The 21,279-nt window shown below is 48.9% G+C and carries 17 protein-coding genes; 15 read left to right on the forward strand and 2 right to left on the reverse strand.

Translation table 11 applies throughout. From position 1 onward, the window contains the following. The 9 genes from KD145_RS11190 (at position 1) to KD145_RS11230 (ending at position 11,217) form a co-directional block, all read left to right on the forward strand. Positions 1-306: a DUF190 domain-containing protein gene (locus KD145_RS11190; RefSeq protein WP_212005965.1), complete on the forward strand. Its 306-nt coding sequence runs from the start codon at positions 1-3 to the stop codon at positions 304-306. Continuing rightward, entirely contained in the window at positions 303-3,425 is a 3,123-nt protein-coding gene (locus KD145_RS11195) for an efflux RND transporter permease subunit (RefSeq protein ID WP_212005966.1), read from the forward strand. The genes KD145_RS11190 and KD145_RS11195 overlap by 4 nt, the downstream gene beginning before the upstream one ends. A 68-nt stretch (positions 3,426-3,493) precedes the next feature. Next, on the forward strand, positions 3,494-4,075 hold the full coding sequence (locus tag KD145_RS11200) for a hypothetical protein (protein ID WP_212005967.1): 582 nt from the start codon (positions 3,494-3,496) through the stop codon (positions 4,073-4,075). Between the two features lie 56 nt (positions 4,076-4,131). Next, positions 4,132-4,716, forward strand: a complete 585-nt coding sequence (locus tag KD145_RS11205; protein WP_212005968.1) for a TetR/AcrR family transcriptional regulator — start codon at positions 4,132-4,134, stop codon at positions 4,714-4,716. Positions 4,717-4,761: 45 nt separating this feature from the next. Continuing rightward, complete coding sequence (locus KD145_RS11210) at positions 4,762-5,502, forward strand: SDR family oxidoreductase (RefSeq protein WP_212005969.1); 741 nt, start codon at positions 4,762-4,764, stop codon at positions 5,500-5,502. A gap of 29 nt (positions 5,503-5,531) precedes the next feature. Next, positions 5,532-7,064, forward strand: coding sequence for a DHA2 family efflux MFS transporter permease subunit (locus KD145_RS11215; RefSeq protein WP_212005970.1), 1,533 nt, complete (start codon positions 5,532-5,534; stop codon positions 7,062-7,064). Positions 7,065-7,150: 86 nt separating this feature from the next. Then, complete coding sequence (locus tag KD145_RS11220; RefSeq protein WP_212005971.1) at positions 7,151-9,640, forward strand: YfhO family protein; 2,490 nt, start codon at positions 7,151-7,153, stop codon at positions 9,638-9,640. 833 nt (positions 9,641-10,473) lie between these two features. After that, on the forward strand, positions 10,474-10,743 hold the full coding sequence (locus KD145_RS11225; RefSeq protein ID WP_212005972.1) for a hypothetical protein: 270 nt from the start codon (positions 10,474-10,476) through the stop codon (positions 10,741-10,743). Between the two features lie 177 nt (positions 10,744-10,920). Continuing rightward, entirely contained in the window at positions 10,921-11,217 is a 297-nt protein-coding gene (locus KD145_RS11230) for a helix-turn-helix domain-containing protein (RefSeq protein WP_212005973.1), read from the forward strand. 73 nt (positions 11,218-11,290) lie between these two features. Here the strand turns inward: KD145_RS11230 and KD145_RS11235 are convergent, their stop codons facing one another. Continuing rightward, the gene (locus tag KD145_RS11235; protein WP_212005974.1) at positions 11,291-11,959 is read right to left on the reverse strand and encodes a hypothetical protein; all 669 of its coding nucleotides are present in this window, start codon (positions 11,957-11,959) and stop codon (positions 11,291-11,293) included. Between the two features lie 93 nt (positions 11,960-12,052). After that, entirely contained in the window at positions 12,053-12,679 is a 627-nt protein-coding gene (locus tag KD145_RS11240; RefSeq protein WP_212006752.1) for an RNA polymerase sigma-70 factor, read from the reverse strand. 121 nt (positions 12,680-12,800) lie between these two features. Here KD145_RS11240 and KD145_RS11245 point away from each other — a divergent pair, with 121 nt between their 5' ends. From KD145_RS11245 to KD145_RS11270, 6 genes are all read left to right on the forward strand, one after another. Beyond that, positions 12,801-13,799: a FecR family protein gene (locus tag KD145_RS11245; protein WP_212005975.1), complete on the forward strand. Its 999-nt coding sequence runs from the start codon at positions 12,801-12,803 to the stop codon at positions 13,797-13,799. A 285-nt stretch (positions 13,800-14,084) separates the two neighbouring features. Next, positions 14,085-17,480, forward strand: a complete 3,396-nt coding sequence (locus KD145_RS11250; RefSeq protein ID WP_212005976.1) for a TonB-dependent receptor — start codon at positions 14,085-14,087, stop codon at positions 17,478-17,480. Between the two features lie 23 nt (positions 17,481-17,503). Further along, a complete protein-coding gene (locus KD145_RS11255; protein WP_212005977.1) occupies positions 17,504-19,213 on the forward strand; it encodes a RagB/SusD family nutrient uptake outer membrane protein in 1,710 nt (569 codons plus the stop codon). Between the two features lie 286 nt (positions 19,214-19,499). Next, positions 19,500-19,931 carry a 6-carboxytetrahydropterin synthase gene (locus KD145_RS11260; protein WP_212005978.1) on the forward strand — a complete coding sequence of 144 codons (432 nt, stop codon included), beginning with the start codon at positions 19,500-19,502 and terminating at the stop codon, positions 19,929-19,931. Positions 19,932-19,976: 45 nt separating this feature from the next. Then, the gene (locus KD145_RS11265) at positions 19,977-20,435 is read left to right on the forward strand and encodes an Rrf2 family transcriptional regulator (RefSeq protein WP_212005979.1); all 459 of its coding nucleotides are present in this window, start codon (positions 19,977-19,979) and stop codon (positions 20,433-20,435) included. A 301-nt stretch (positions 20,436-20,736) separates the two neighbouring features. Then, the gene (locus KD145_RS11270; protein ID WP_212005980.1) at positions 20,737-21,252 is read left to right on the forward strand and encodes a flavodoxin domain-containing protein; all 516 of its coding nucleotides are present in this window, start codon (positions 20,737-20,739) and stop codon (positions 21,250-21,252) included. Positions 21,253-21,279: the final 27 nt, after the last annotated feature.

Here is a 21,279-nt window from a genome sequence, read left to right on the forward strand (position 1 = left end):
ATGCTACAGGCACAGATTTTTATTGATAAAGATGATTTGCTCGGTACCAGGCCACTATATGATTTTATCATGCAGTTCCTGATCAACAACAATGTCAAAGGCGCCACGGCATACCGCGGCTTCATGGGCTTTGGCAGTAACCAGCTGATGAAACGCCCCGATGAAATCTTTTCCTTTGATGAACCTCCTATGATGATCACCTTTATAGATGAAGAAGAAAAAGTGCGGGAGGTACTGACACTGCTAAGGGCTTCCTATAAAGGCGGATTTATTATTACACACCCCGTAGAGCAATTTAAAGCATGATCCGCAACCTACTAGTATTTTCCTTACGTAACCGTTGGGCGGTCATTATCAGCGCAGTGGTATTATCAGTAATCGGTTACTGGTGTTTTACCCAGCTGAAAATTGAAGCCTATCCTGATATTGCCGATACCAACGTTATTATTGTGGCCCCGTTTGACGGACGTGCTGCGGAAGAAGTGGAACAACAGGTGACCATTCCTATCGAACGCGCCCTCAACAACGTGCCCCGCGTGCTGGACAGAAGAAGCCGTACCATCTTCGGACTCTCTGTGGTACAGCTGACCTTCCAGGATGGCACTGACGACTATTTTGCCCGTCAGCAGGTGATCGAACGTCTTTCTTCCATCACACTGCCGGCAGGCGTAACACCGGAACTGGCGCCACTCACCACCGCCGTGGGCGAGATCTACCGCTATGTGGTGGAAGCCCCTCCCAGCTATACGCCCATGCAGCTGAGAGACCTGCAGGACTGGGTGATAAGGCCCGCCATCCTTCAGGTGCCCGGTATCGCCGATGTAACCAACTTCGGCGGACCACTCAAACAATTTCATATCCTCACCGCTCCGGATAAACTGCGTAAATACAACCTCACACTGCAGGATGTGATAGACGCCGTTCAGAAGAACAACCTGAATACCGGCGGCAACGTGATAGACCGCGGTGGACAAGGCTTTGCCGTGAGAGGCCTTGGTGCGGTAAAATCAGAAAAGGACCTGCGCAACATTGTACTCACAGCCGTGAATGGTGTGCCGGTATATGTGAAAGATGTAGCCACCGTAGAAACAGCTCCCCCGCCGCCTTCCGGCGTACTGGGTTATGCTGTGCCCGATGAAGGCATCGACAAGATAGGTTCTCCTGAAGGTATCATCCTGCTGCGCCGCGGCGAAAACCCCAGTATCGCCCTGAAAGCACTGAAGGAGAAGCTGGCACTACTCAGCGACACAGAACTGCCTGAAGGCGTGAAACTCCGCGTACTATACGACCGTAGCTTCCTGATCGACCACTCTCTGGAAACGGTAGCACATACACTCTTTATGGGTGTTAGTATTGTGGTAATCGTACTCGTGTTTTTCCTGGGCAGTATACGCTCTGCACTCGTGGTGACTGCCACCATTCCCTTTTCCCTGCTGTTTGCCTTTATCCTGATGCGGCTGACCGGCATTCCGGCCAACCTGTTATCACTCGGTGCGATCGACTTCGGTATCATCGTGGATGGCGCCTGCGTAATGGCTGAACACCTGATCCGGCGCTATCGCAACGCTACACCACAGGAGAAGGAAAACGGCATTGTAGGAATCACCCTCATTTCGGCACAGGAAGTAGGCCGTGAGATTTTCTTCTCCGTTACCATCATCATCCTGGCCTATACGCCTATCCTGATGATGACAAGGGTAGAAGGTAAACTCTTCTCACCTATGGCCCTTACACTGTCTTTTGCAGTAATAGGTGCCATGATCTGCGCACTGACACTGATACCCGTGCTTATCTCCTTTGCCTATAAAAAGGCGCTGTCCACCGACAAGCCAATGAAAGCGCACCGTAATGTGGTACTGGATTTTCTCGAAAAAACATATGACCACTCGCTCAATTTCTTCCTGCGCTTTCATAAACAGACCGTATTGATTGCTGGTGTAGCCATCGTACTGCTGATCGGCCTGGGCGGCAAGCTGGGGTCAGAATTCCTGCCCGAACTGGACGAAGGCTCCATATTCATGCGCGCCTTTATGCCGGCCGGTGTTACCATCCAGGAAAACGCCAAGATCGCTCCTATTATCCGGAAAGTGATCGCTTCGTATCCTCCGGTGAAATATGTGATCACACAAACCGGACGCAATGATGATGGTACGGATCCTTTCCCTGCCAACCGTACAGAGATACTGGTAGGATTAAAAGATTACAAACTATGGAGTGATACCATCACCAAAAAAGAACTGGTAAAACGGATACAGGCGGACCTGGAGAAAAATATTCCGGGCACCTCTTTTAACTCCGGACAGCCCATTATCGACCAGGTGATGGAAATTGTGACTGGTAGTGCTGCTGACCTGGCCATCTCCGTGGTAGGCGACGATCTGAGCCTGATGCGTCCTAAAGCAGACAGCATCGCGGCCATTGTAAAAGCCACAGAGGGCTCTGCTTCCGTAAATATTGAACAGGAAGGTACACAGGCCCAGCTGGCCATCAACATCAACCGCGAAAATGCGGCCCGCTTCGGTATCAATGTAAGTGATATACAAAGCATGATCGAATCTGCCATCGGCGGAAAACCGATCGGTACATTATACGATGGCACCAAACGCTACGATATCATCGTCCGTTATCTGCCACAGGAAAGAAACACCGTTGAAGCCATCCGTAACCTGCAGGTACCTGCCGCCACCGGCGCGCTGATCCCTATGGACCAGCTGGCAGATATTCAGTTTATCGATGGTCAGACCAACATCTACCGGCTCGATGGTAAAAGGATGGTGACCGTACGTACCAACGTTCGCGGTCGCGACCAGGGCTCTTTCGTAAAAGAGCTACAGGAAAAAATCGGCCAGCGGGTACAGGTGCCCAAAGGCTACGATATCATTTACGGTGGTCAATACGAAAACCTGGAAAGAGCCGGCAAACAGCTGTCACTCACCATTCCGCTCACTATCGTGATTGTGTTTGTGTTCCTGTTTATGCTGTTTAAAAGCATGAAACATACTTTCGTAACCATGAGTTGTATACTGGTAGCACTCGCCGGCGGTATCATCGCTTTGTTTTTAAGAGGTTACCACTTCAACGTATCTGCTGGTGTAGGCTTCGTGTCCATCTTCGGTATTTCGGTGATGGCCGGTGTATTGCTGGTGTCTGCACTGAACCGGGAGATGTACAAGTCGCCGCTCACGCTGCGCGCCTCTGTACAGAAGGTGGCGGTAGATCAGTTTAAAGCCATCATGATGATGCTCATGGTAGCTATCATTGGTCTGGTACCTGCTGCCATCAGCACCGGTATCGGCTCCGATGTGCAAAGGCCGCTGGCCACGGTGATCATCGGTGGGCTCACCTTCACCCTACTCTTCACCCCGATAGTAATACCACCCTTGTATTACTGGGTGGAAAAGAAAAAGAATCCACATCATCATTAACATACAAAGCGCCTCAAAAAAATTGAGGCGCTTTGTGTATTTTGCCTTACCAAAAACAACAATAGCCAATGAGCGGATATATTTACATTTACGGCGTAAATCAGGAACAGTTTTTAGCCAGTACATCTGATAAGTTTGCTGCTATAAAAGAGAAGTATCAGGGCCAGACCATGCATTTAACTATCGGAGAGTTAAAGGAAATTTATTATGCGGAGACGTCTAAAATGGGAAAGGTGGAGGCGGCCAAAAGCGGACTGACATCTTTTTTCTTTGGGGAATACCAGTATCTTGGAGAAATGGCTTATTATTTCCTATGCGGATTTGACTGGAAAAACGGCAACCTTATGAATGAATTTGATTTCCATACAGGGGGAGCTTACATCTTTACTAAAGATCAGTTACAGGGTATTGCAGAATGGTATATGGCATTGTCTGCTACTGCTAACCAGGAAAAAGGTGTGGACGTTCAATATCAAAAGCCAGCCTTGTATATTATAAATGAGTATTATCATGGGAAGAAAGGATACGATTCCTATCCCGCTGGTCCTGTGTTTTTTTACAGGAATATGAAAGGTGTACTGGGGGACCTGAGAGATGATGTACGCAATTCCAGTTTTGATTATTTTTTCTTCACCTCTTCTCCCAAATAAAATTTCATATTATATACCAAATGGTATAATTTTGTTCTTATCAATTATCACCGGATATGAGCAAAGCAGAAAAAACGAAACAGTTTATTGTGGAGAAAACCGCCCCGGTGTTCAATGAGAAGGGTTATTCCGGCACTTCGCTGACGGATATGACCAATGCTACCGGGCTTACCAAAGGCAGCATTTACGGCAACTTCGCCAACAAAGACGAGGTCGCCCTGGCTGCCTTTGATTATAACACCCGTCAGGTGGCCGGCATGATACGGCAGGAAATGGACAAACATTCCACCTGCAGAGACAAGATGCTGGTGTATGTGCAGATATACAGCAATTTCCTCAAGCATCCGTTTCCCCCGGGTGGTTGCCCCATCCTCAACACCGCTACAGAGGCCGATGATACTCACCCAGCTCTGAAACAAAAAGCAGCAGAGGCAGTTACCTTCTGGAAAAGCCGTATCGTTCACCTGATCGAAAAAGGCGTGAAGGAAGGAGAATTCAAAAAAAGCGTTGATGCGGAACAAACCGCCCTCACCCTTATCGCCATGATAGAAGGCTGTATTATGATCACCAAACTGACCGGTAAAATGCATTACCGCAATGCCATTATGCAATCTGTTGAAACACTGATACAGGAACTTTGACCTTTTTTTATTTAAAAATATACCGATTGGTATAAAATACATATTATGAGAACACACAACAACACGGTACTAATTACCGGCGGGAGCGCCGGCATAGGGCTGGCACTGGCCCGTGCACTGGCAGCGGAAGGCAATAAAGTGATCATCACCGGAAGAGATGCTGACAGGCTGGAACAGGCCGCAGCCGCTGTACCCGGCCTTATCCCCATCGTATCGGATGTCACCCGGCATCAGTCTGTAAAACAAATGGTACAAACCCTGAAGCAGGAGCATCCGGAGCTGAACATGCTCATCAACAATGCTGGCAGAGCCAGCGCATACCGGTTGTCAGACCATGCACAGGCCTTCGACAAGGCTGCTGATGAAATGCTCACCAATTACCTGGCGATCATACAACTCACGGAACTATTGCTGCCGCAGCTGCGTCTCCAGGAAGAAGCGGCCATCATCAATGTCAGTTCCGTGACGGCCCTGGTGCCTTCCGTGGCGCTGCCCACCTATGCTGCCAGCAAAGCGGCCCTCCACTCCTACACGCAGGCATTGCGGCTGTCTGTGAGCCCTGTCCGGGTATTTGAACTGATGCCGCCGCTGGTAAACACCGCTCTCTCCCGGGAAATAGGCGGTGAAAATGGGATCCCACCCGAACAGGTGGCCGCAGAGTTTATGTCTGCCCTTGCCAACGATGAATACGAAATTCATGTAGGCGATACACAGAAAGTGTTTCAGCTGGTCCGCTCCGCCTCCCCTGCCCAGGCCGCACAAACCTTTAACGCCCGTAGTCTCTAAATTTTTTATCAAATAATATACCGATCGGTATGAAAAAGAGTATACTGGTCATGGCGGTCATCGCAGCGGCCATCATGGAACTGATAGACAGCTCTATCGTAAACGTGGCGCTATCGCACATGAGCGGCAATCTGGGCGCCACCCTCGAAGACACCTCCTGGGTTATCACTGCCTATGCCATCGCCAACGTGATCATCATTCCCATCACCGGGTTTCTGGCTGGCAAACTGGGTCGGCGCAACTATTACATCGGCTCCATCATCGCCTTCACCATCTTTTCCCTGATGTGCGGGCAAGCCACCAATATATGGGTACTGGTGTTATTCCGTTTTCTGCAGGGCATCGGCGGAGGCGCCCTCCTGTCGGTATCTCAGGTGATTGTATTTGAGCAGTTCCCCAAAGAAAAGCAGAACGTGGCCAGCGCAATATTTGGCATCGGTGTATTTATCGGGCCTACCATCGGGCCTACACTGGGAGGTTATATCACGGAGTATTACAGCTGGCCCTGGATCTTTTATATTAATGTACCGATAGGTATTATCGTAGCCTTCATCTGTTATCTTTTAGTAGAAGAGCCTGCACGAAAGGCCGGCAGCCAGAAAATAGACTGGACCGGTATCCTGCTGCTGGCGGTGGGTGTAAGTGCCTTGCAGACGGTACTGGAACGTGGCGAAAGCGACGACTGGTTTGAAGCTGCCTACATCACCTGGCTTACCGTGATAGCGGTGCTGGGTATCGGTATCTTTATCTGGTGGGAACTGCGTGTAGCCCAGCCCGTTGTCAACCTGCGCGTGCTCAAAAGCAGGAACCTGAGCATTGCAGCAGCCCTTACCTTCATCTCCGGCCTGGGCATTTACAGCTCGGTGTTTCTGGCACCTGTTTTTGCACAACGACTGCTCAATTTCACGCCTTTGCAAACCGGGATGTTGTTGCTGCCCGGCGCTTTCCTGGCCATCGGCGGTTTGATTATATCCGCCCGTCTGCTGCAGCGGGGCATCTCCCCTATCTATCTGATTATTGCGGGCATGGGTATGTTTATCCTGTTCAGCTGGCAGATGTCGCAGCTCAACCAGGACGCCAGTGCACAGGCCATCAGCAACTCCCTGATCTGGCGGGCCGTGGGCCTGGCATTGGTGACGGTGCCACTCACTACGCTGGCCGTATCTTCGCTGCCACCTGCCGATATACCGCAGGGGGCGGCACTCAACAATATGATGCGGCAGCTGGGCGGTTCCTTCGGCATCGCTATGATCAACACTTATCTGTCGCAGCGCAGAGCCCAGCACCGCTATGATCTGGTCAGCCATCTCAATACAGCCGACCCGCTGGTGTACAACCGCCTGCACGGCTATACGAAGTTTTTCCAGGGTAAAGGTTTTACAGGCACAGATGCATATCACAAAGCATTACAGCTGCTGGATATCAGCGTCACCCGGCAGGGTTTCCTGCTAAGCTTCAGCGATGCCTTTATGCTGCTGGGATTTATCTTTTTGTTATCGCTGCCATTGCTGCTGGTCACTTCTGCCAGAAGGAAAACAAACGTGGTCATATCCGACCACTGATTTTCACCGGTCATACAAATTCACTATTTTGGCTGCCCGCCAGACATAAAATACGGCGTGTATAGCATTCAATGAAAAAAGACCGGATGATCACCCTTTTGCGGCACCTGGGCGCTGTGGCGCTTTTTGCGGGCCTTGCCATGCTTTTCTGCAGTCCGCTGCTGGATGGTAAAGCACTGTTCCAATCAGACATGATGCATTTCAAAGGCATGGAAAAAGAAGCGGCAGACTATTACAAAGCCACCGGTGATGTTCCGTTGTGGAGCAACAGCATGTTTGGCGGCATGCCCACCTATGTTATCTATACTGGGCCGCCGGTGGCCAAAACCTATTATCTCAACAAACTCTTTACCCTGTGGCTGCCTAATCCGGCAGATATGTTATTTATCAATATGCTGGGGATGTATGTGCTGTTGTCTGTACTCAATTTCCGTTACTGGATCAGGATCCTGGGTGCACTCGCCTATGGATTTGCCACCTTCAGCATCATCAGCATGGATGCGGGGCATATCACCAAAGTGATGGCCATGGCCTATATCGCGCCGATGCTGGGCGGTATTATTCTCGCCTACCGCGGCCGGCTGGTGGCAGGCGCCTGCCTTACCGCACTGGCCACTACCATGCTGATCTACAACAACCACCTGCAGATTGCGTATTATGCACTTATCATGGTAGCCGGACTGATCATCAGCACTTTTATCCAGGCATACCGCAGCAAACAGTTGCCTGCTTTCGTACGTGCGTCAGCGATATTGGCTATAACGGCTATCCTGGCCATTTTGCCCAATGTAGACAACCTGATGATCCTGAAAGAGTATACCCGTTATACCATCCGTGGCAGTGAATCGGAACTGAAAACCGAACAGAAAAAAGCACCGGGGCTGGACCTGAGCTATGCATTTCAATGGAGTTATGGTCCCGGCGAAACCTTTACTATGCTGATACCGGGTGTAGTCGGCAATTCCACTTCCGAAAAGTTGTCTGTCAACTCCCATACCTACAAGGCCCTGAAATCGCTGGGCATGTCAGATGAAAAGGCGAAGAAGGAAGTCACCAATGCCCAATGGCCCCTGTACTGGGCCGGACAGCCCATGACCGGAGGCCCGGTATATATCGGTGCTATTATTTGTTTACTGGTAGTGCTGGCACTACTGATTATCCGCAGTCCGCACAAATGGTGGCTGGTAGCCGTTTCCATCTTTGCCATCCTGCTCAGCTGGGGTTATAACTTTGCCCCTTTCAATAACTTTTTATTCTACCATCTGCCGTTGTACAACCGGTTCAGAGCCCCAACCATGGCCCTGATCATCCCGCAAATCACGTTTGTGGTGCTGGCCTGCTGGGCATTACAGGAACTGCTCAGCGGAGAACAATCCCGGGAACATTTGCTGCTGCAACTGAGGAAAGCCTTCGTGATCACTGCCGGACTGGTAGTCGGTATTGCAGTATTGGGGCCTTTTGTGTACACGTTCAGAGGTCCGTACGATGCGTATCACCTGCAGCAATACACGCAGTGGCTGGGAGGTAAGGAAGCCGCTACTAAACTAATGACTGCATTAAGGAAAGACCGGAGCCAGCTGTTGCTGATGGATGGTCTTCGCACGCTGGCCTTGCTGCTGCTGACCTTTGGTATATTGTGGGCTTGTCTGAAAGAGAAGCTGAAACCGCAGCTGGCCATGGTTCTGGTTGGCATCCTGACTGTCGCAGACCTGTTTCTGGTAGATAAAAACTATATGGGAGAAGATAGCTTCATAACACCCGAAGCGCTGGACTCCTATATCACACCTTCTGCTGCAGACAAGGAGATCCTGAAGGACAAAACGCTCTATTACCGTGTATTGAACCAAACCACCAACCCCTGGCTGGACGCCAGCACCTCCTATCTGCACAAATCCATTGGCGGCCAAAGTCCGGCCAAGCTGTGGATTTATCAGGACCTGATTGATCATCAGCTGGTCCGCAACAACCCTGCGGTGCTGAATATGCTGAACACCCGGTATATTATTTCAGAAAATCCCGAAACAGGTGAGCCGGTAGCGCAAAAGAATGAAGGTGCGCTGGGCAACGGCTGGTTTGTTCAAAACATCCGGTGGGCGGCCAATGCCAACGAAGAAATGCAGGCCATGGACGCTTTTAATCCGAAAGACACGGTGATCATTGATCAGCGGTTTCAGTCCGGACTGGGCACTTTCTCACCCGGGAAAGACAGTGCTGCCCGTATAGAACTGGTCCGCTATGGCCTGAACGATCTTCACTTTACCTCGCAGAATACGCAGGACGGTTTTGGGGTGTTCTCCGATATCTATTATCCTGCCGGCTGGCGTGCTTTTATCGACCATCAGGAAACAGATATTATCCGTGTAAACTATGCGCTGCGCGGGTTAAAGATACCTGCCGGCAAACATGAAATTGAATTCCGTTTCCGCCCGGACAACTTTATTGCGGGCCGTAAAATAGCAGCCGGTTCATCCTGGCTCTTGCTGATACTGGTGGCTGCAGGGCTGTTATGGGAGCTGTTTGGGGGCAACCCGACTAAAAAAATTATGCCGGACCCACGGGCGGGGGTCCGGCAATAACCATTAAACTAACTATAACCCAAGTATACCCTTGCCATACAAAACAAGGGCAACTATCTTCTTCAGTATGTAGATGGCCGGAAGAGACTCAGCTTCCGGCCATCGAGGTTAACTGTCCGTTATATCCCCTTTACCGATTAGAATCGTTGACGTGGATGCATCGCCCTTTCGAGATAGCACCGCCTGCTGCAGCATGTGCCGGGCAGACGATGGACTATTAACAATGGCTGAAGGGCCGGAAACAGCATCAGATACAAAATTAGTATACGCTTATAAGTAAGTTTATAGTAATACTACCGGAATGTTGTAGTTATATTACTACAAGCCGTAGCAGTATGGCCGTGAATGCAGTATTGACAGGAGTATACAAAGCAGTTAGGACGGGTAACAGCTGCTAACCGGTAAGGCTCTACGCAGGTATAAACAGGAGTAGCGGTGGTAGAAACCACCGCTGTGTTTTTGGATTATGTATTTGTTGAGATGCTGAGGCAGAATGTAGAAACAATACCTCAACGATGGTATTTAACCCTTAGAACTATTTTTTAATGCCGATTAATACGAAACAGCCGAGCATCGCGATAAAAAAAATGAAAATGATGACAAACCATTTGAAGGACCCGTCATCGTCATAAAAAGGATCTTCCATGCCAGTACAAAATGAGGGACATAGTTTTTCAGTGGACTGATTATTGATACAGCCATTCTCATTAAAAGAGAAAAATTCATTTTTGGAAACAATAAATGTTATTTCGATACAATAATATTCAATATTGGATCAGTTTAAAGCATAACTACCCCATGCTGTTTATTTTTCCAATCCGAAATAATCAGATATGGCAAAAGGAAAAGACCCAAGATTCGAAGCAGTGCGCACACTGATTGAAGCAGGTAAGATCAGAGATCTTCGGGGTATTTATGATATTATTCCAATGACCACTGTAGGAACAGCGGTGGGCATCCATAAATCTACACTGTATAAAAAACTGATTAATCCCGGGTTATTAAAAATTGAGGAATGTGAATTACTTGCCAAAGCATTTGGAGTGACCCCCCAGACAATTATGACGCTCGCACTTAGTCAGATGCATAAAAAGTCTTCCTGATCAACAACTCCCGATACGTATACAATAATGTCAACATGACACATATTCAGTTTTGGTTAATATATAGTCATTTTCGTAAACGCAATATACAAATTTATAACCAAAACAGACAACTTCGTAGACAAAAAGAGCAATTGAGATAATTATAGATTTAATTTGATGAAACCTTGATTTTCAATGATTATAGGAGAATCATTATTAAACTCTGTTTCTGAAGGCATCGAAAAAGGAGGCGATAAGGGTATCAATAACTTACGGCAACTGGAGGAGCATATTAACGCACCTAAACTGGGCAAAATGACCGGTTATTCCAGAGGTACTATTAGTAAAAAAATAGAACACCCTCATTTATTAAAAGTGGAAGAGATCCAAAAGCTGGCAGAAGTACTGCGGGTAACCCCTGAACGCATCCTGAAACTAGCCATCAACGAAATCGCAGCCATCGAGGCCGATCTGAAAAATAAAAAAGGCTAAAACAAAAAGCCCACGCTCTCGCGCAGGCTTCTCGAATCTCTGTGATTCCTATTCATTTCTCTTTGTCTATATATTATCTTCTTAACCGTTTTAGTTCTTTGCTTTGTTCCAACAATAATTGTTGCTGAGCAGTTACTTTATTGTTGAGTTCGATCAAATGCAAAGTCAGTTCCTCTATTTTCTGTAACAATTTAGCCTGGGTTTCACCAACATCAATGCCATTTGCTTTTACTTGCTCTTCTGACGGTATATCTGGTAAATGTTTATTCTTCTTTATGAACGCTTCTATTTCTGTTAAAGATGGCAGATGGTATCCATCCTGAAATACGAAATCTGACCACCCGGATTTAGTTATTTGGAGTCTTGTTCCCGTAATAGTTCCATTCACCTCTAGCCTGGATTGGGGGTTTGTTGTACCGATCCCGATGTTTCCGCTTTGTTTAACATACATTATGGATTTATTAAGACCTGAGTTGTAAAACTCCCATCCTCCATTGTCATCGACTGAAGAACAATCAAATCGTAAGGTTCTGTAGCCGGCGTTAAGTGGCCTTATAAAATGGCTCTTTATAGTATATCCTGTTGAAACGTCAACGCCTAAACTGAGGCCTTGCTCGTTATTGATAGTTATACTATTTTTAGTTGTACTTCCCTTTGTTGTGACATCATCCAGCGTTTGGGAGTTAGCTGAAATATGTAATACCAGAAGGCTACAAAGGATAAATGGATATTTTCTGTACATAGGTATTATTTGCTGCGCAATATACATAAGATATAATCCCGGATCCTTTTCCCGATCCAGGATTATAAAAGCAGGTCAGCAATATACAGGGTGTTAAAAATTGCTGTGTTTCAGTAATAACAGCAATAACATCAGCGATAATTCATCATTAAAACTAGCCCGCAGAATACGCAGGGCTTTACGCATATGCTGTTCTACTGTATTAACGGAAATGTGTAAACGTTCAGCGACTTCTTTATTGGAGAGTTGTTCTTCCCGGCTCAGCAGAAACACCTTGCGGCATTGATCAGGCAGTTGCTGTATTTTATTCCGCAGCAGGCTTTCCAGCTCTTTCAGCTCCAGTCTGTCGGGGCTTGCGCCGGAGGAAGGGGCATAGTTGTCCCGGAGTAATGCTTCCTTTTTGAGTTGCAGCAACTGATGCCGGTGATAATTGTAGATACGGTTTCTGGTAGCGATGAACAGATAATTTTCCAATACGGTTTGTTCGGGTAGCCGTGACAGTTGACGATAGAGCGATAAAAACACATCCTGTACCAGTTCCTGCGACGCTTCCATATTACCGGTTTTCTTATAGGCCAGGTTGACCAACCGGATAAAATGACGGGTATAAATCATATCAAACGCTTTTTCATCGCCGTTTTTCCATGATCTCAGCAGGGCAGAATCGGTATTTTCCGTGATTGGTTCGATGGGTTTAGTATTTTCATCAAATCTAGTAATATTTAATTGCTTGTTTACCTTTTGTGCGTATCACCTTTTCATGAAAAAAAATTTATCCGGGGGATAACGGCAACGGATTAATTTGGTGTTATTTAATATAGCCAGTCGCATTATTACAGCTATGGATGAACAAAACTTGTATGTACTGTTACAGAAATATCGTCAGGGCATCTGCAATGCGGAGGAGTTACATGCACTGGAAGTCTGGTATGCATCGCTGGGGAATGATTTGCCCGATGAGGCGATCGATCCGCAGAGCGAAGCAGCCAAACAGCTGACGCAGCAACAACTGCAGGCATTACGCGGGAGGTTGTCTGCAGCGCCGGGCAGTAGCGGGATGAAAGCTGTAAAAACAGCGGTATGGAAAAAGGTGCTGCGGTATGCAGCAATCTGGGCTACCGTGTTGTTACTGGCCGGACTGAGCTACCGGATGCTGAAGCCGGATGTACTGCCGGCCGGTAAATCCGGGAGCCGGTATGCCGACAGGCAGACGGATTTCAACCGGCACATCACCCTACCGGATGGCAGTACAGTGATACTGCATGCAGGCAGCAGGCTTGTTTTCCCCGACAGGTTTAACGGAACCCTGCGGGAAGTCACCCTTTCCGGTGAAGCCTATTTTGATATACGTCCCGACAGCCTTAAACCGTTTATTATCAATACAGGCATACTGAAGACAACAGTACTGGGCACGGCTTTTAACATCAGTGCCTACCCCGGGCAGGAGGAGATAACGGTGTCGGTTACACGAGGAAAGGTAAAGGTGGAAGAAGGCAGTAAAGTGCTGGCCGTATTAACACCGGATCAGCAGATAGTTTACAACACCAAAAATGCCGCCGCCATCCAGCAAGCGGTAAATGCCATGGCCAAAGCCAGCTGGACCACCACCGATATGGTTTTTGAAAATGCAACTTTTGAAACTATTGCCAATACACTCAGCAAACGTTACGAAGTGAACATACAATTCAGTGATGATGCATTAAAACAATGCCCGATCAGAGTGTCCTTTGCAGGTACCGAATCCCTCGAAGAAGTGCTGGACGTTATCTGTGCAGTAAGGAATGCCACCTATAAGATAGAAAACGGCCATGATGTGCTGATAAAAGGCAAAGGCTGTTAAGTATATAAGTATTGAATCAATAACCGAAAAAAACTGATAACTATCCACGGTTAAAGGGGTGAAGTGTGCCCGGTTTGCTAAATCAATTTAGCAATACAACCAGCCACCAGCCTTATGTTACCAATTCTATGCTATCACTAAAATCTACGTCGATGAAACCAGAATCAATCACTTAAAACAGCATCAGGTCTAACACGTCAACAGACAAAAAACGCTAAAGCGCTGGCTGCAGTAACCTGCAGTTACAGGCTGCCTATTTCCTAACAATTTTAAAGATTGCCCGTTATGCAAAAGTTCTTAGCTGTGCCTTCACAGCTGACAGGTCTGCTATTGCCCTGTATGTTCCGCCACACCAGGCGTCTGGTAAAAACCATCACCCTGGCCCTGCTGAACATCGTTTTACTGTCATCTGTACTAATGGCCTCTCCCGGCCGCGCACAGGATATCTCCACCCAACAGATTACCCTGACGCTCAAAAATGAAACCTTAAAAAGTGCACTGGGTAAAGTGGAAGCACTGTCCGGCTTCCGCCTGGCCTATCCGCCGGAACAAGTGAACAAATACAAAAACATCAGTCTCACCAAAGGCACCCGCAGCGTTAAAACAACACTGGAGCTGCTGCTCGCCGAGACCTATCTGAACTTCAGACAGGCAGACAACATCATCATTATTTTTCGCCCATCCGAACAAATCAGCAACACCCCGGATACCACGGTGCATCCGGGCCCCCAGGCAGGCACCTCCATGCGTACCATTATCGGCTCGGTGGTGGAAAACAAAACCAATATGGTACTACCGGGCGTTTCTGTTCAGGTAAAAGGTACCACCAGAGGCACCCAGACACAAAGCGACGGCACCTACAGCATACAGGTGCCTTCCAGCCAGAAAACACTCGTCTTCTCTTTCATCGGATATGAAACCAAAGAAGTAGAGATAGCGGCCTTTAACCAAACGGATGTTACCCTCATTCCCTCCAGCCTCGGCCTGAAAGACGTAGTGGTAGTGGCTTACGGCCAGCAGAAAAAAGCCACCGTCACCGGCGCCATCGCTTCTATCAGTACCAAAGAGCTGGTACAAAGCCCCGTGTCCAACCTCACCAATGCGCTGGCAGGACGCCTTCCCGGCCTCATCACCACCCAGCGCAGCGGTGAGCCCGGCGTAGACGCCAGCAACCTCTATATCCGCGGCGTTGGCACCCTCAACGGTACCTCGCCCATCATCATGGTTGACGGCATCGAAAGGCCCATGGACTATGTAGATCCCAACGATATAGAAAACCTCACCATCCTCAAAGATGCCGCCGCCACCGCCGTACTGGGGATGCGCGGCGCCAACGGGGCCATCCTCATCACCACCAAAAGAGGTAAAGCAGGCCCTCCTTCCGTCAACTTCCGCGCTTCCACCGGTATCACCGAAGCCACCCGCCTGCCCCAATATCTCGGCTCCTACGACTATGCCTCCCTGCTCAATGAAGCCCTGAAAAACGATGGCGCCCAGCCCGCCTTCACCACCGCACAACTCGAAGGATATAAAAGCGGGAAACTGCCCAATACCGACTACTATAAGTTCATCATGAAACCGTCTACTGTAGCACAGGGCAACCTCAACGTGAGCGGCGGCAACAACATCGCCCGCTACTTTATTTCGGCAGGTTACAACGTACAGGACGGCCTCTATGCACATACCACCGAAAACCAGGACGGTTATACCGGCAACAACAATATGAAACGTTATAACCTGCGCGCCAACGTAGATGTGGACATCACCCCCACTCTCGCTGCCCGTGTAGACATTGCCGGTATCATGACAGACCGCAGGGATGGCAACAACTCCGCCAGCACGATCATGAACCTCGCCAACCGCATGGCACCTATCTATCCAATCGTCAACCCCGACGGCTCCCTCTGGGGAAACGGCACCTTCCAGTCCAACATCCTCGGGGAACTATCGCAGAAAGGATACCGCCGCTGGTATAACAATACCGTACAAGGCACTTTCGCGCTTACCCGCAAACTGGACATCATCACCAAAAACCTGACGGCCAAAGTGTCTTTCTCCTACGACAATACCAATTCGCCCTCTGCTTCCTATACCCGCAACTATGCCGTGTTTGAACCACTCTATGATGCACAAGGCAATATCACCAGCTACAAACAGTCCGGGCAAGACACCAAGATAGACCCCAACGGCTCCTTCAGTGGCGGCAGTGCCAACCGCAGCACCTACTTTGAAGCTACTGCCAACTGGAACCGCCAGTTCGGCAAACACGAAGCAACTGCTATGCTGCTCTGGAACCGCCGCCTCAACGAAAGTAATTCTTCCATCCCCAGAGCATACCAGTCGCTGCTCTTCCGCGGTACCTACAACTATATGCAGAAGTACCTGCTGGAGATCAGCGCTTCTTATCAGGGATCGGAGAACTTCCCCAAAGAAAGCCGCTATGGTATCTTCCCATCCGTATCCGCCGGATGGGTACTGTCTGAAGAATCTTTTATCAAAGACAATGTGTCTGCCATCAGTTTTCTGAAGATCAGAGGTTCTTATGGAGAAGTGGGCAATGATCAGGCGGGCAGCGACCGTTTCCTCTGGTTCACCTCCTGGGGCGGTGGCGACCCTTATTATTTTGGTACCAACGCCAGTCAGGCCAACGGCTGGAAACAAGGCCCCATCGGTAATCCCGGCGTTACCTGGGAACGGGGCAGGCAAGCCAATGCGGGCATAGAAGCCCGCTTCTGGAAAAACCTGCTGGGCATCTCCCTCGATCTTTTCACCCAGCGCAGAAGCAAAATACTGATCCGCCGCAATACCCTCTCTGATGTATTCGGACAGGATATCAAAGCGCAAAACATCGGTATTGTAGACAACAAGGGATTTGAACTGGAGCTGAGCCATGAAAACACCATCGGGCGGGTACGTTATTTCTTTAAACCCAATGTGACCTTTGCCCGCAACAACATTGTGTATCAGGATGAAGTGGCACAGGCCTATCCCTGGATGAAACGCACCGGCCATCCTATCGGCACCAAGTTCGGCCTGATCTCCGAAGGTTTCTTCAAAGACCAGCAGGATGTGGACAACAGCCCCTTCCAGAATTTTTCGGCCTATGGCCCCGGTGATTTTAAATACAAAAAACTCACCGGCAAGGAGTATGATTTTATTCAGTCCAATTTTGATGAAACGGCTATCGGTTACGCCCGTACGCCGGAAATCATGTTTGGTGCCACGCTGGGCGCAGATTACAAAGGCTTCGATATCTCTCTGCTATTCCAGGGAGCAGCTCATACCGATGTGATGCTCAACAACGAAGCTGTTTATGAGTTTTTCCAGGGCGGCAAGGTAAAACCCTTCCACCTGGGTCGCTGGACGCCGGAAACTGCGGCCACCGCCACCTATCCACGCCTGCACAGTAATACCAACGGCAACAATCACCGCGCCTCTTCCTTCTGGGTAAAAGATGCCAGCTACCTGCGCCTGAAAAACGCGGAAATAGGCTATCAGCTGCCTAAAACATGGATTAAACCGATCGGTCTTTCCTATGTTCGTATATACGCCAACGGTATGAACCTCTTCACCTGGGACAAACTCAAAGACTACCAGGTAGACCCTGAAATAGGCGATGGTAACGGCGCCATGTACCCCATCCAGCGCATCTGGAACTTCGGCATCGATGTAAGATTCTAAGACTTCCACCAAAAAACAACGTTATGCAACCACTACTCGGCTATACAAAACTGATTGTCCTTTGTGCGCTGGCGGCGGCCTCTTTCAGCGCCTGCAAAAAAGGATTCCTTGACAGGGCCGCCACCACACAACAACAGGACGCTGACATCTTCACCAATTTTGCCATGACAGACCAGGTGGTGAACAACCTGTATTCCAGGCTGCGCGGCCCCTATACCTACCTGGGCGGTTATTCCATGTCTTCCGGCACCGATGAAGCCAAAGACGCCTCCAACTGGATGGGCTCCATGAGTTTCAACAACGGCTCCTGGTCGGGCAACAACAACCCTATCGGCAATACCTGGAGAGACAACTATGTAGCCATCCGCCAGGCCAACGCCATCCTGGAAGGTGTTGCGCAGTATAAAACACCGGATGATGCCAACAATCCCGGTGCCCTGGTCAACCGCATCGGTGAGGTGTATTTTCTGCGTGCTTATTATCTCGCAGAACAGATACGGCAGTTTGGCGGCGCGATCATCGTTACTAAAACGATTGATCAGGCCGACCAGAAAGCACTCAACCAACCCCGCAGCACCTACGATGCCTGTGTAGCCCAGATACTGGCCGATTGCGACGAAGCCATCAAACGGCTGCCGGTGAATTATCCCAACACCCAGATAGGCCGTGTTACCAAAGGCACCAGCCTGGCCCTGAAAGCCCGTACGCTGCTGTACAGCGCCAGCCCGCTCTGGGCCATCGCCGGCAAAACCAGCTTCCTGGCGGATATCAGCTCCGGCTCCTTTCCTTCTGATCCTGAGAAATGGCGCAAAGCCGCGGCTGCAGCCAAAGAAGTGATAGACCTGCAGTCACCCCAGGGTGGTAATGCCTACCGCCTGGAAAGCACACTGGCCGACCGGCTCAACATGTTTACCAGCAACACCCTCCAGAGCCCGGAAGTGATCTGGGTACGGATGAAGGAAACCAATGAGAGTTATGATCGTTATCTGTTCCCGTATGGCAGCAACGGCTGGTCGGGCTGCTCTCCCAGCCAGAACCTGGTAGACGACTATGAAATGGCGAACGGGCTTCCTATCAGTGACCCGGCTTCCGGATACGATCCGGCGCAGCCCTATACCGGCCGCGATCCCCGCTTCTACACCGATATCAGCTATAACGGCGCCTCCTGGAAAGGCCGTAAAATCGAAACCTTTGAGAGAGGTAAAGATGAACAAAGCACACAGACAGACCATAGCCGTACCGGTTACAGCTGCCGTAAGCTGGCCAACGAAAGCATTACCATCAACCAGGCTCCGGGCCGTGATGTGCATGGTATTATTTTCCGCCTGGCCGAGTTTTATCTCAGTTATGCAGAAGCGCTCAATGAATATGATCCCGGCAATGCTGATATCCTGAAGTATGTGAACATGGTACGTACCCGCGCCGGACAGCCCAACCTGCCGGCCGGTCTGAACCAGGCCGACATGCGCAAACGTATCCGTAATGAGAGAAGAATAGAACTGTCTTTCGAAAACCATCGTTTCTGGGATGTACGTCGCTGGAAGATTGCAGAGAATACCGAAAAAACCATCTGGGGTATGCGGCCGGTGGCCGATGTCAGCGCTCCCGGAGGATACCGTTATGAACGCTTTAAAGTAGAAGACCGCTTGTGGCGCAATGCAATGTATGTGATACCCATCACTACTGATGAAACACTGCGCAACCCGCAGCTCAAACAAAACGAAGGCTGGTAAACATCAACATGAAAAACATACAACTTTCCCTGCTGGCACTGTGTCTGCCGGACCAGCTGTGGAGTGACTATGCTGCAAATCCGGCACTGTAAAGGTTTTCAGCACATCAATTTACATTACTGGAAAAATGTCATCCCGATTCTTCGGGATGTTCTGATGCACGTTTTACTAAAAAGCACCCGTTTACACGGGTGCCTTTTTATTCATCCCTCCCTTAAAAAAAGACAAATATATCTTCTTTTATTTTACCTTTGCATTAATTTTAAAAAAAGACGACAGACAGGCTATGTTACAACTCACAAAAATATTCAGCTTCGAAACAGCACATGCATTACACCGGTACAATGGCAAATGCCGCAATATCCACGGGCATTCCTACAAACTGCACGTGACCGTGCGTGATAGAGCGCATCAGGGCGAATACCTGCCGGCACCGGGTATACTGGTAGACTTTAAGGACATCAAAGCAGTGGTACAGTCGCATATTGTGGAGCATTTTGATCACCGGCTGATTTTGTCGGCGGACTATGTAGCGGCCCATCCTTTCTGTGAAACGCAGGAAAACCTGTGGGTATGGGAGATGGAGCCCTCTGCGGAAAACATGGTGTTATATATGCAAAAGGTGTTGCAGGATGTTTTGCCGGCGGAAGTTTCCCTGGCCAGCCTGCGCCTGTATGAAACCAGCGATTCCTATGCAGAATGGATATCCGCCGTTTGACCATAGGACATTTCTTATTATCTTGCGGATGCTACAATTTTTTATATGCTATCCAAAACAGCGGAATATGCCCTGAGAGCAACGATTTACATCGCGCAGAAAGGGTCAGAAGATAATAAACTGGGGATTGATGAGATAGCCAAAGGCATCGATTCTCCCAAATCCTTTACGGCCAAGATACTGCAGCTGCTCACGCAAAACAACCGGGTGATCAGTTCGGTACGCGGCCCCAATGGTGGCTTTTACCTGACCGACCGGGCCCGCAAACTGCCCGTGAAGGCTGTCCTCGAAGCCGTAGAAGAAGCCAACGTCATCACCAAGTGTGTGCTGGGATTGAGAGAATGCTCGGAAACCAGACCCTGCCCTATGCATACACAGTACAAGGCGATCAAAAAACAGCTGAAACAGATGTTCGAAAAAACTTCTATCCAGCAACTGGTGGAAGAGCTGAACAAAGGCAACTACTTTATCGATAATATCACAGGTTCCCGGAAACAATGCTAACCCCGCTCCCTCTTCCGGCCTCCTCCTGACACATTTTTAACCGATTCGTTTATCCGGCACCGTTATACCCGGTTTGCCGGATGAATGGTCGTTTCCTCCCTTCCTGCAACCAGATTGTATCAATACTTTGTTAAACTTTTTTGGAAAGTAATATAAAAGAAGATAATTTTGTCCTTAAATAATAAAGGACACAATCATCCTTTATTATAAAAATACCAGCAACAACAATACAGAGAGCAGCAGGCAGTTATGACTACCTGCTGGCATAAACAAATGTGAAATGTTCTAAAAAATCTGTTCTATGCACGGCATCATCCTATACAAATCAAAATACGGGGCTACCCGGCAATATGCAACGTGGTTAAGTGAAGCACTGCAACTACCGGCGGCAGATGCAGAGCAGGTAACAACAGCCCAACTCGCAGCCGCTGATTTCCTGGTACTGGGCAGCAGTATTTATATCGGTAAACTGATGATGAAACAGTGGCTGGAACAGCACATGGCCGTGCTTGCAAACAAACCGCTGTTCCTCTTCCTCGTAACAGCCACCCGCAGTGACAAGCAGGAAACACTGAATGGATACATACAACACAATGTGCCCGCCGCTTTGTTGCGCGGCATCCATCCCTACTTTTTTCCAGGCAGGATCTGTTACCGCAAACTCTCTGTAATCGATAAATTCAAGATACGCCTCGGCAGCGCGGTAGCCAGATTATGCCGTAAAACGCTGAACATCTCCGACTTCGATCTGGTGCAGGAATCCAATACTACTGCACTGGTAAAAGATATACAACAGTTTTCCAATCACCTCTCCTGATAAACCATTCCGATGTATAACAATACT

Origin of the sequence: Chitinophaga sp. HK235 (assembly GCF_018255755.1) — a bacterium.
Lineage (GTDB): Bacteria > Bacteroidota > Bacteroidia > Chitinophagales > Chitinophagaceae > Chitinophaga.

What these genes read in the sequence shown, in the direction of transcription:
- KD145_RS11190 (WP_212005965.1), top strand. Translation starts at nt 1, where the DNA reads ATGCTACAGGCACAGATTTTTATTGATAAAGATGATTTGCTCGGTACC.
- KD145_RS11195 (WP_212005966.1), top strand. Translation starts at nt 303, where the DNA reads ATGATCCGCAACCTACTAGTATTTTCCTTACGTAACCGTTGGGCGGTC.
- KD145_RS11200 (WP_212005967.1), top strand. Translation starts at nt 3,494, where the DNA reads ATGAGCGGATATATTTACATTTACGGCGTAAATCAGGAACAGTTTTTA.
- KD145_RS11205 (WP_212005968.1), top strand. Translation starts at nt 4,132, where the DNA reads ATGAGCAAAGCAGAAAAAACGAAACAGTTTATTGTGGAGAAAACCGCC.
- KD145_RS11210 (WP_212005969.1), top strand. Translation starts at nt 4,762, where the DNA reads ATGAGAACACACAACAACACGGTACTAATTACCGGCGGGAGCGCCGGC.
- KD145_RS11215 (WP_212005970.1), top strand. Translation starts at nt 5,532, where the DNA reads ATGAAAAAGAGTATACTGGTCATGGCGGTCATCGCAGCGGCCATCATG.
- KD145_RS11220 (WP_212005971.1), top strand. Translation starts at nt 7,151, where the DNA reads ATGATCACCCTTTTGCGGCACCTGGGCGCTGTGGCGCTTTTTGCGGGC.
- KD145_RS11225 (WP_212005972.1), top strand. Translation starts at nt 10,474, where the DNA reads ATGGCAAAAGGAAAAGACCCAAGATTCGAAGCAGTGCGCACACTGATT.
- KD145_RS11230 (WP_212005973.1), top strand. Translation starts at nt 10,921, where the DNA reads ATGATTATAGGAGAATCATTATTAAACTCTGTTTCTGAAGGCATCGAA.
- KD145_RS11235 (WP_212005974.1), bottom strand. Translation starts at nt 11,959, where the DNA reads ATGTACAGAAAATATCCATTTATCCTTTGTAGCCTTCTGGTATTACAT.
- KD145_RS11245 (WP_212005975.1), top strand. Translation starts at nt 12,801, where the DNA reads ATGGATGAACAAAACTTGTATGTACTGTTACAGAAATATCGTCAGGGC.
- KD145_RS11250 (WP_212005976.1), top strand. Translation starts at nt 14,085, where the DNA reads ATGCAAAAGTTCTTAGCTGTGCCTTCACAGCTGACAGGTCTGCTATTG.
- KD145_RS11255 (WP_212005977.1), top strand. Translation starts at nt 17,504, where the DNA reads ATGCAACCACTACTCGGCTATACAAAACTGATTGTCCTTTGTGCGCTG.
- KD145_RS11260 (WP_212005978.1), top strand. Translation starts at nt 19,500, where the DNA reads ATGTTACAACTCACAAAAATATTCAGCTTCGAAACAGCACATGCATTA.
- KD145_RS11265 (WP_212005979.1), top strand. Translation starts at nt 19,977, where the DNA reads ATGCTATCCAAAACAGCGGAATATGCCCTGAGAGCAACGATTTACATC.
- KD145_RS11270 (WP_212005980.1), top strand. Translation starts at nt 20,737, where the DNA reads ATGCACGGCATCATCCTATACAAATCAAAATACGGGGCTACCCGGCAA.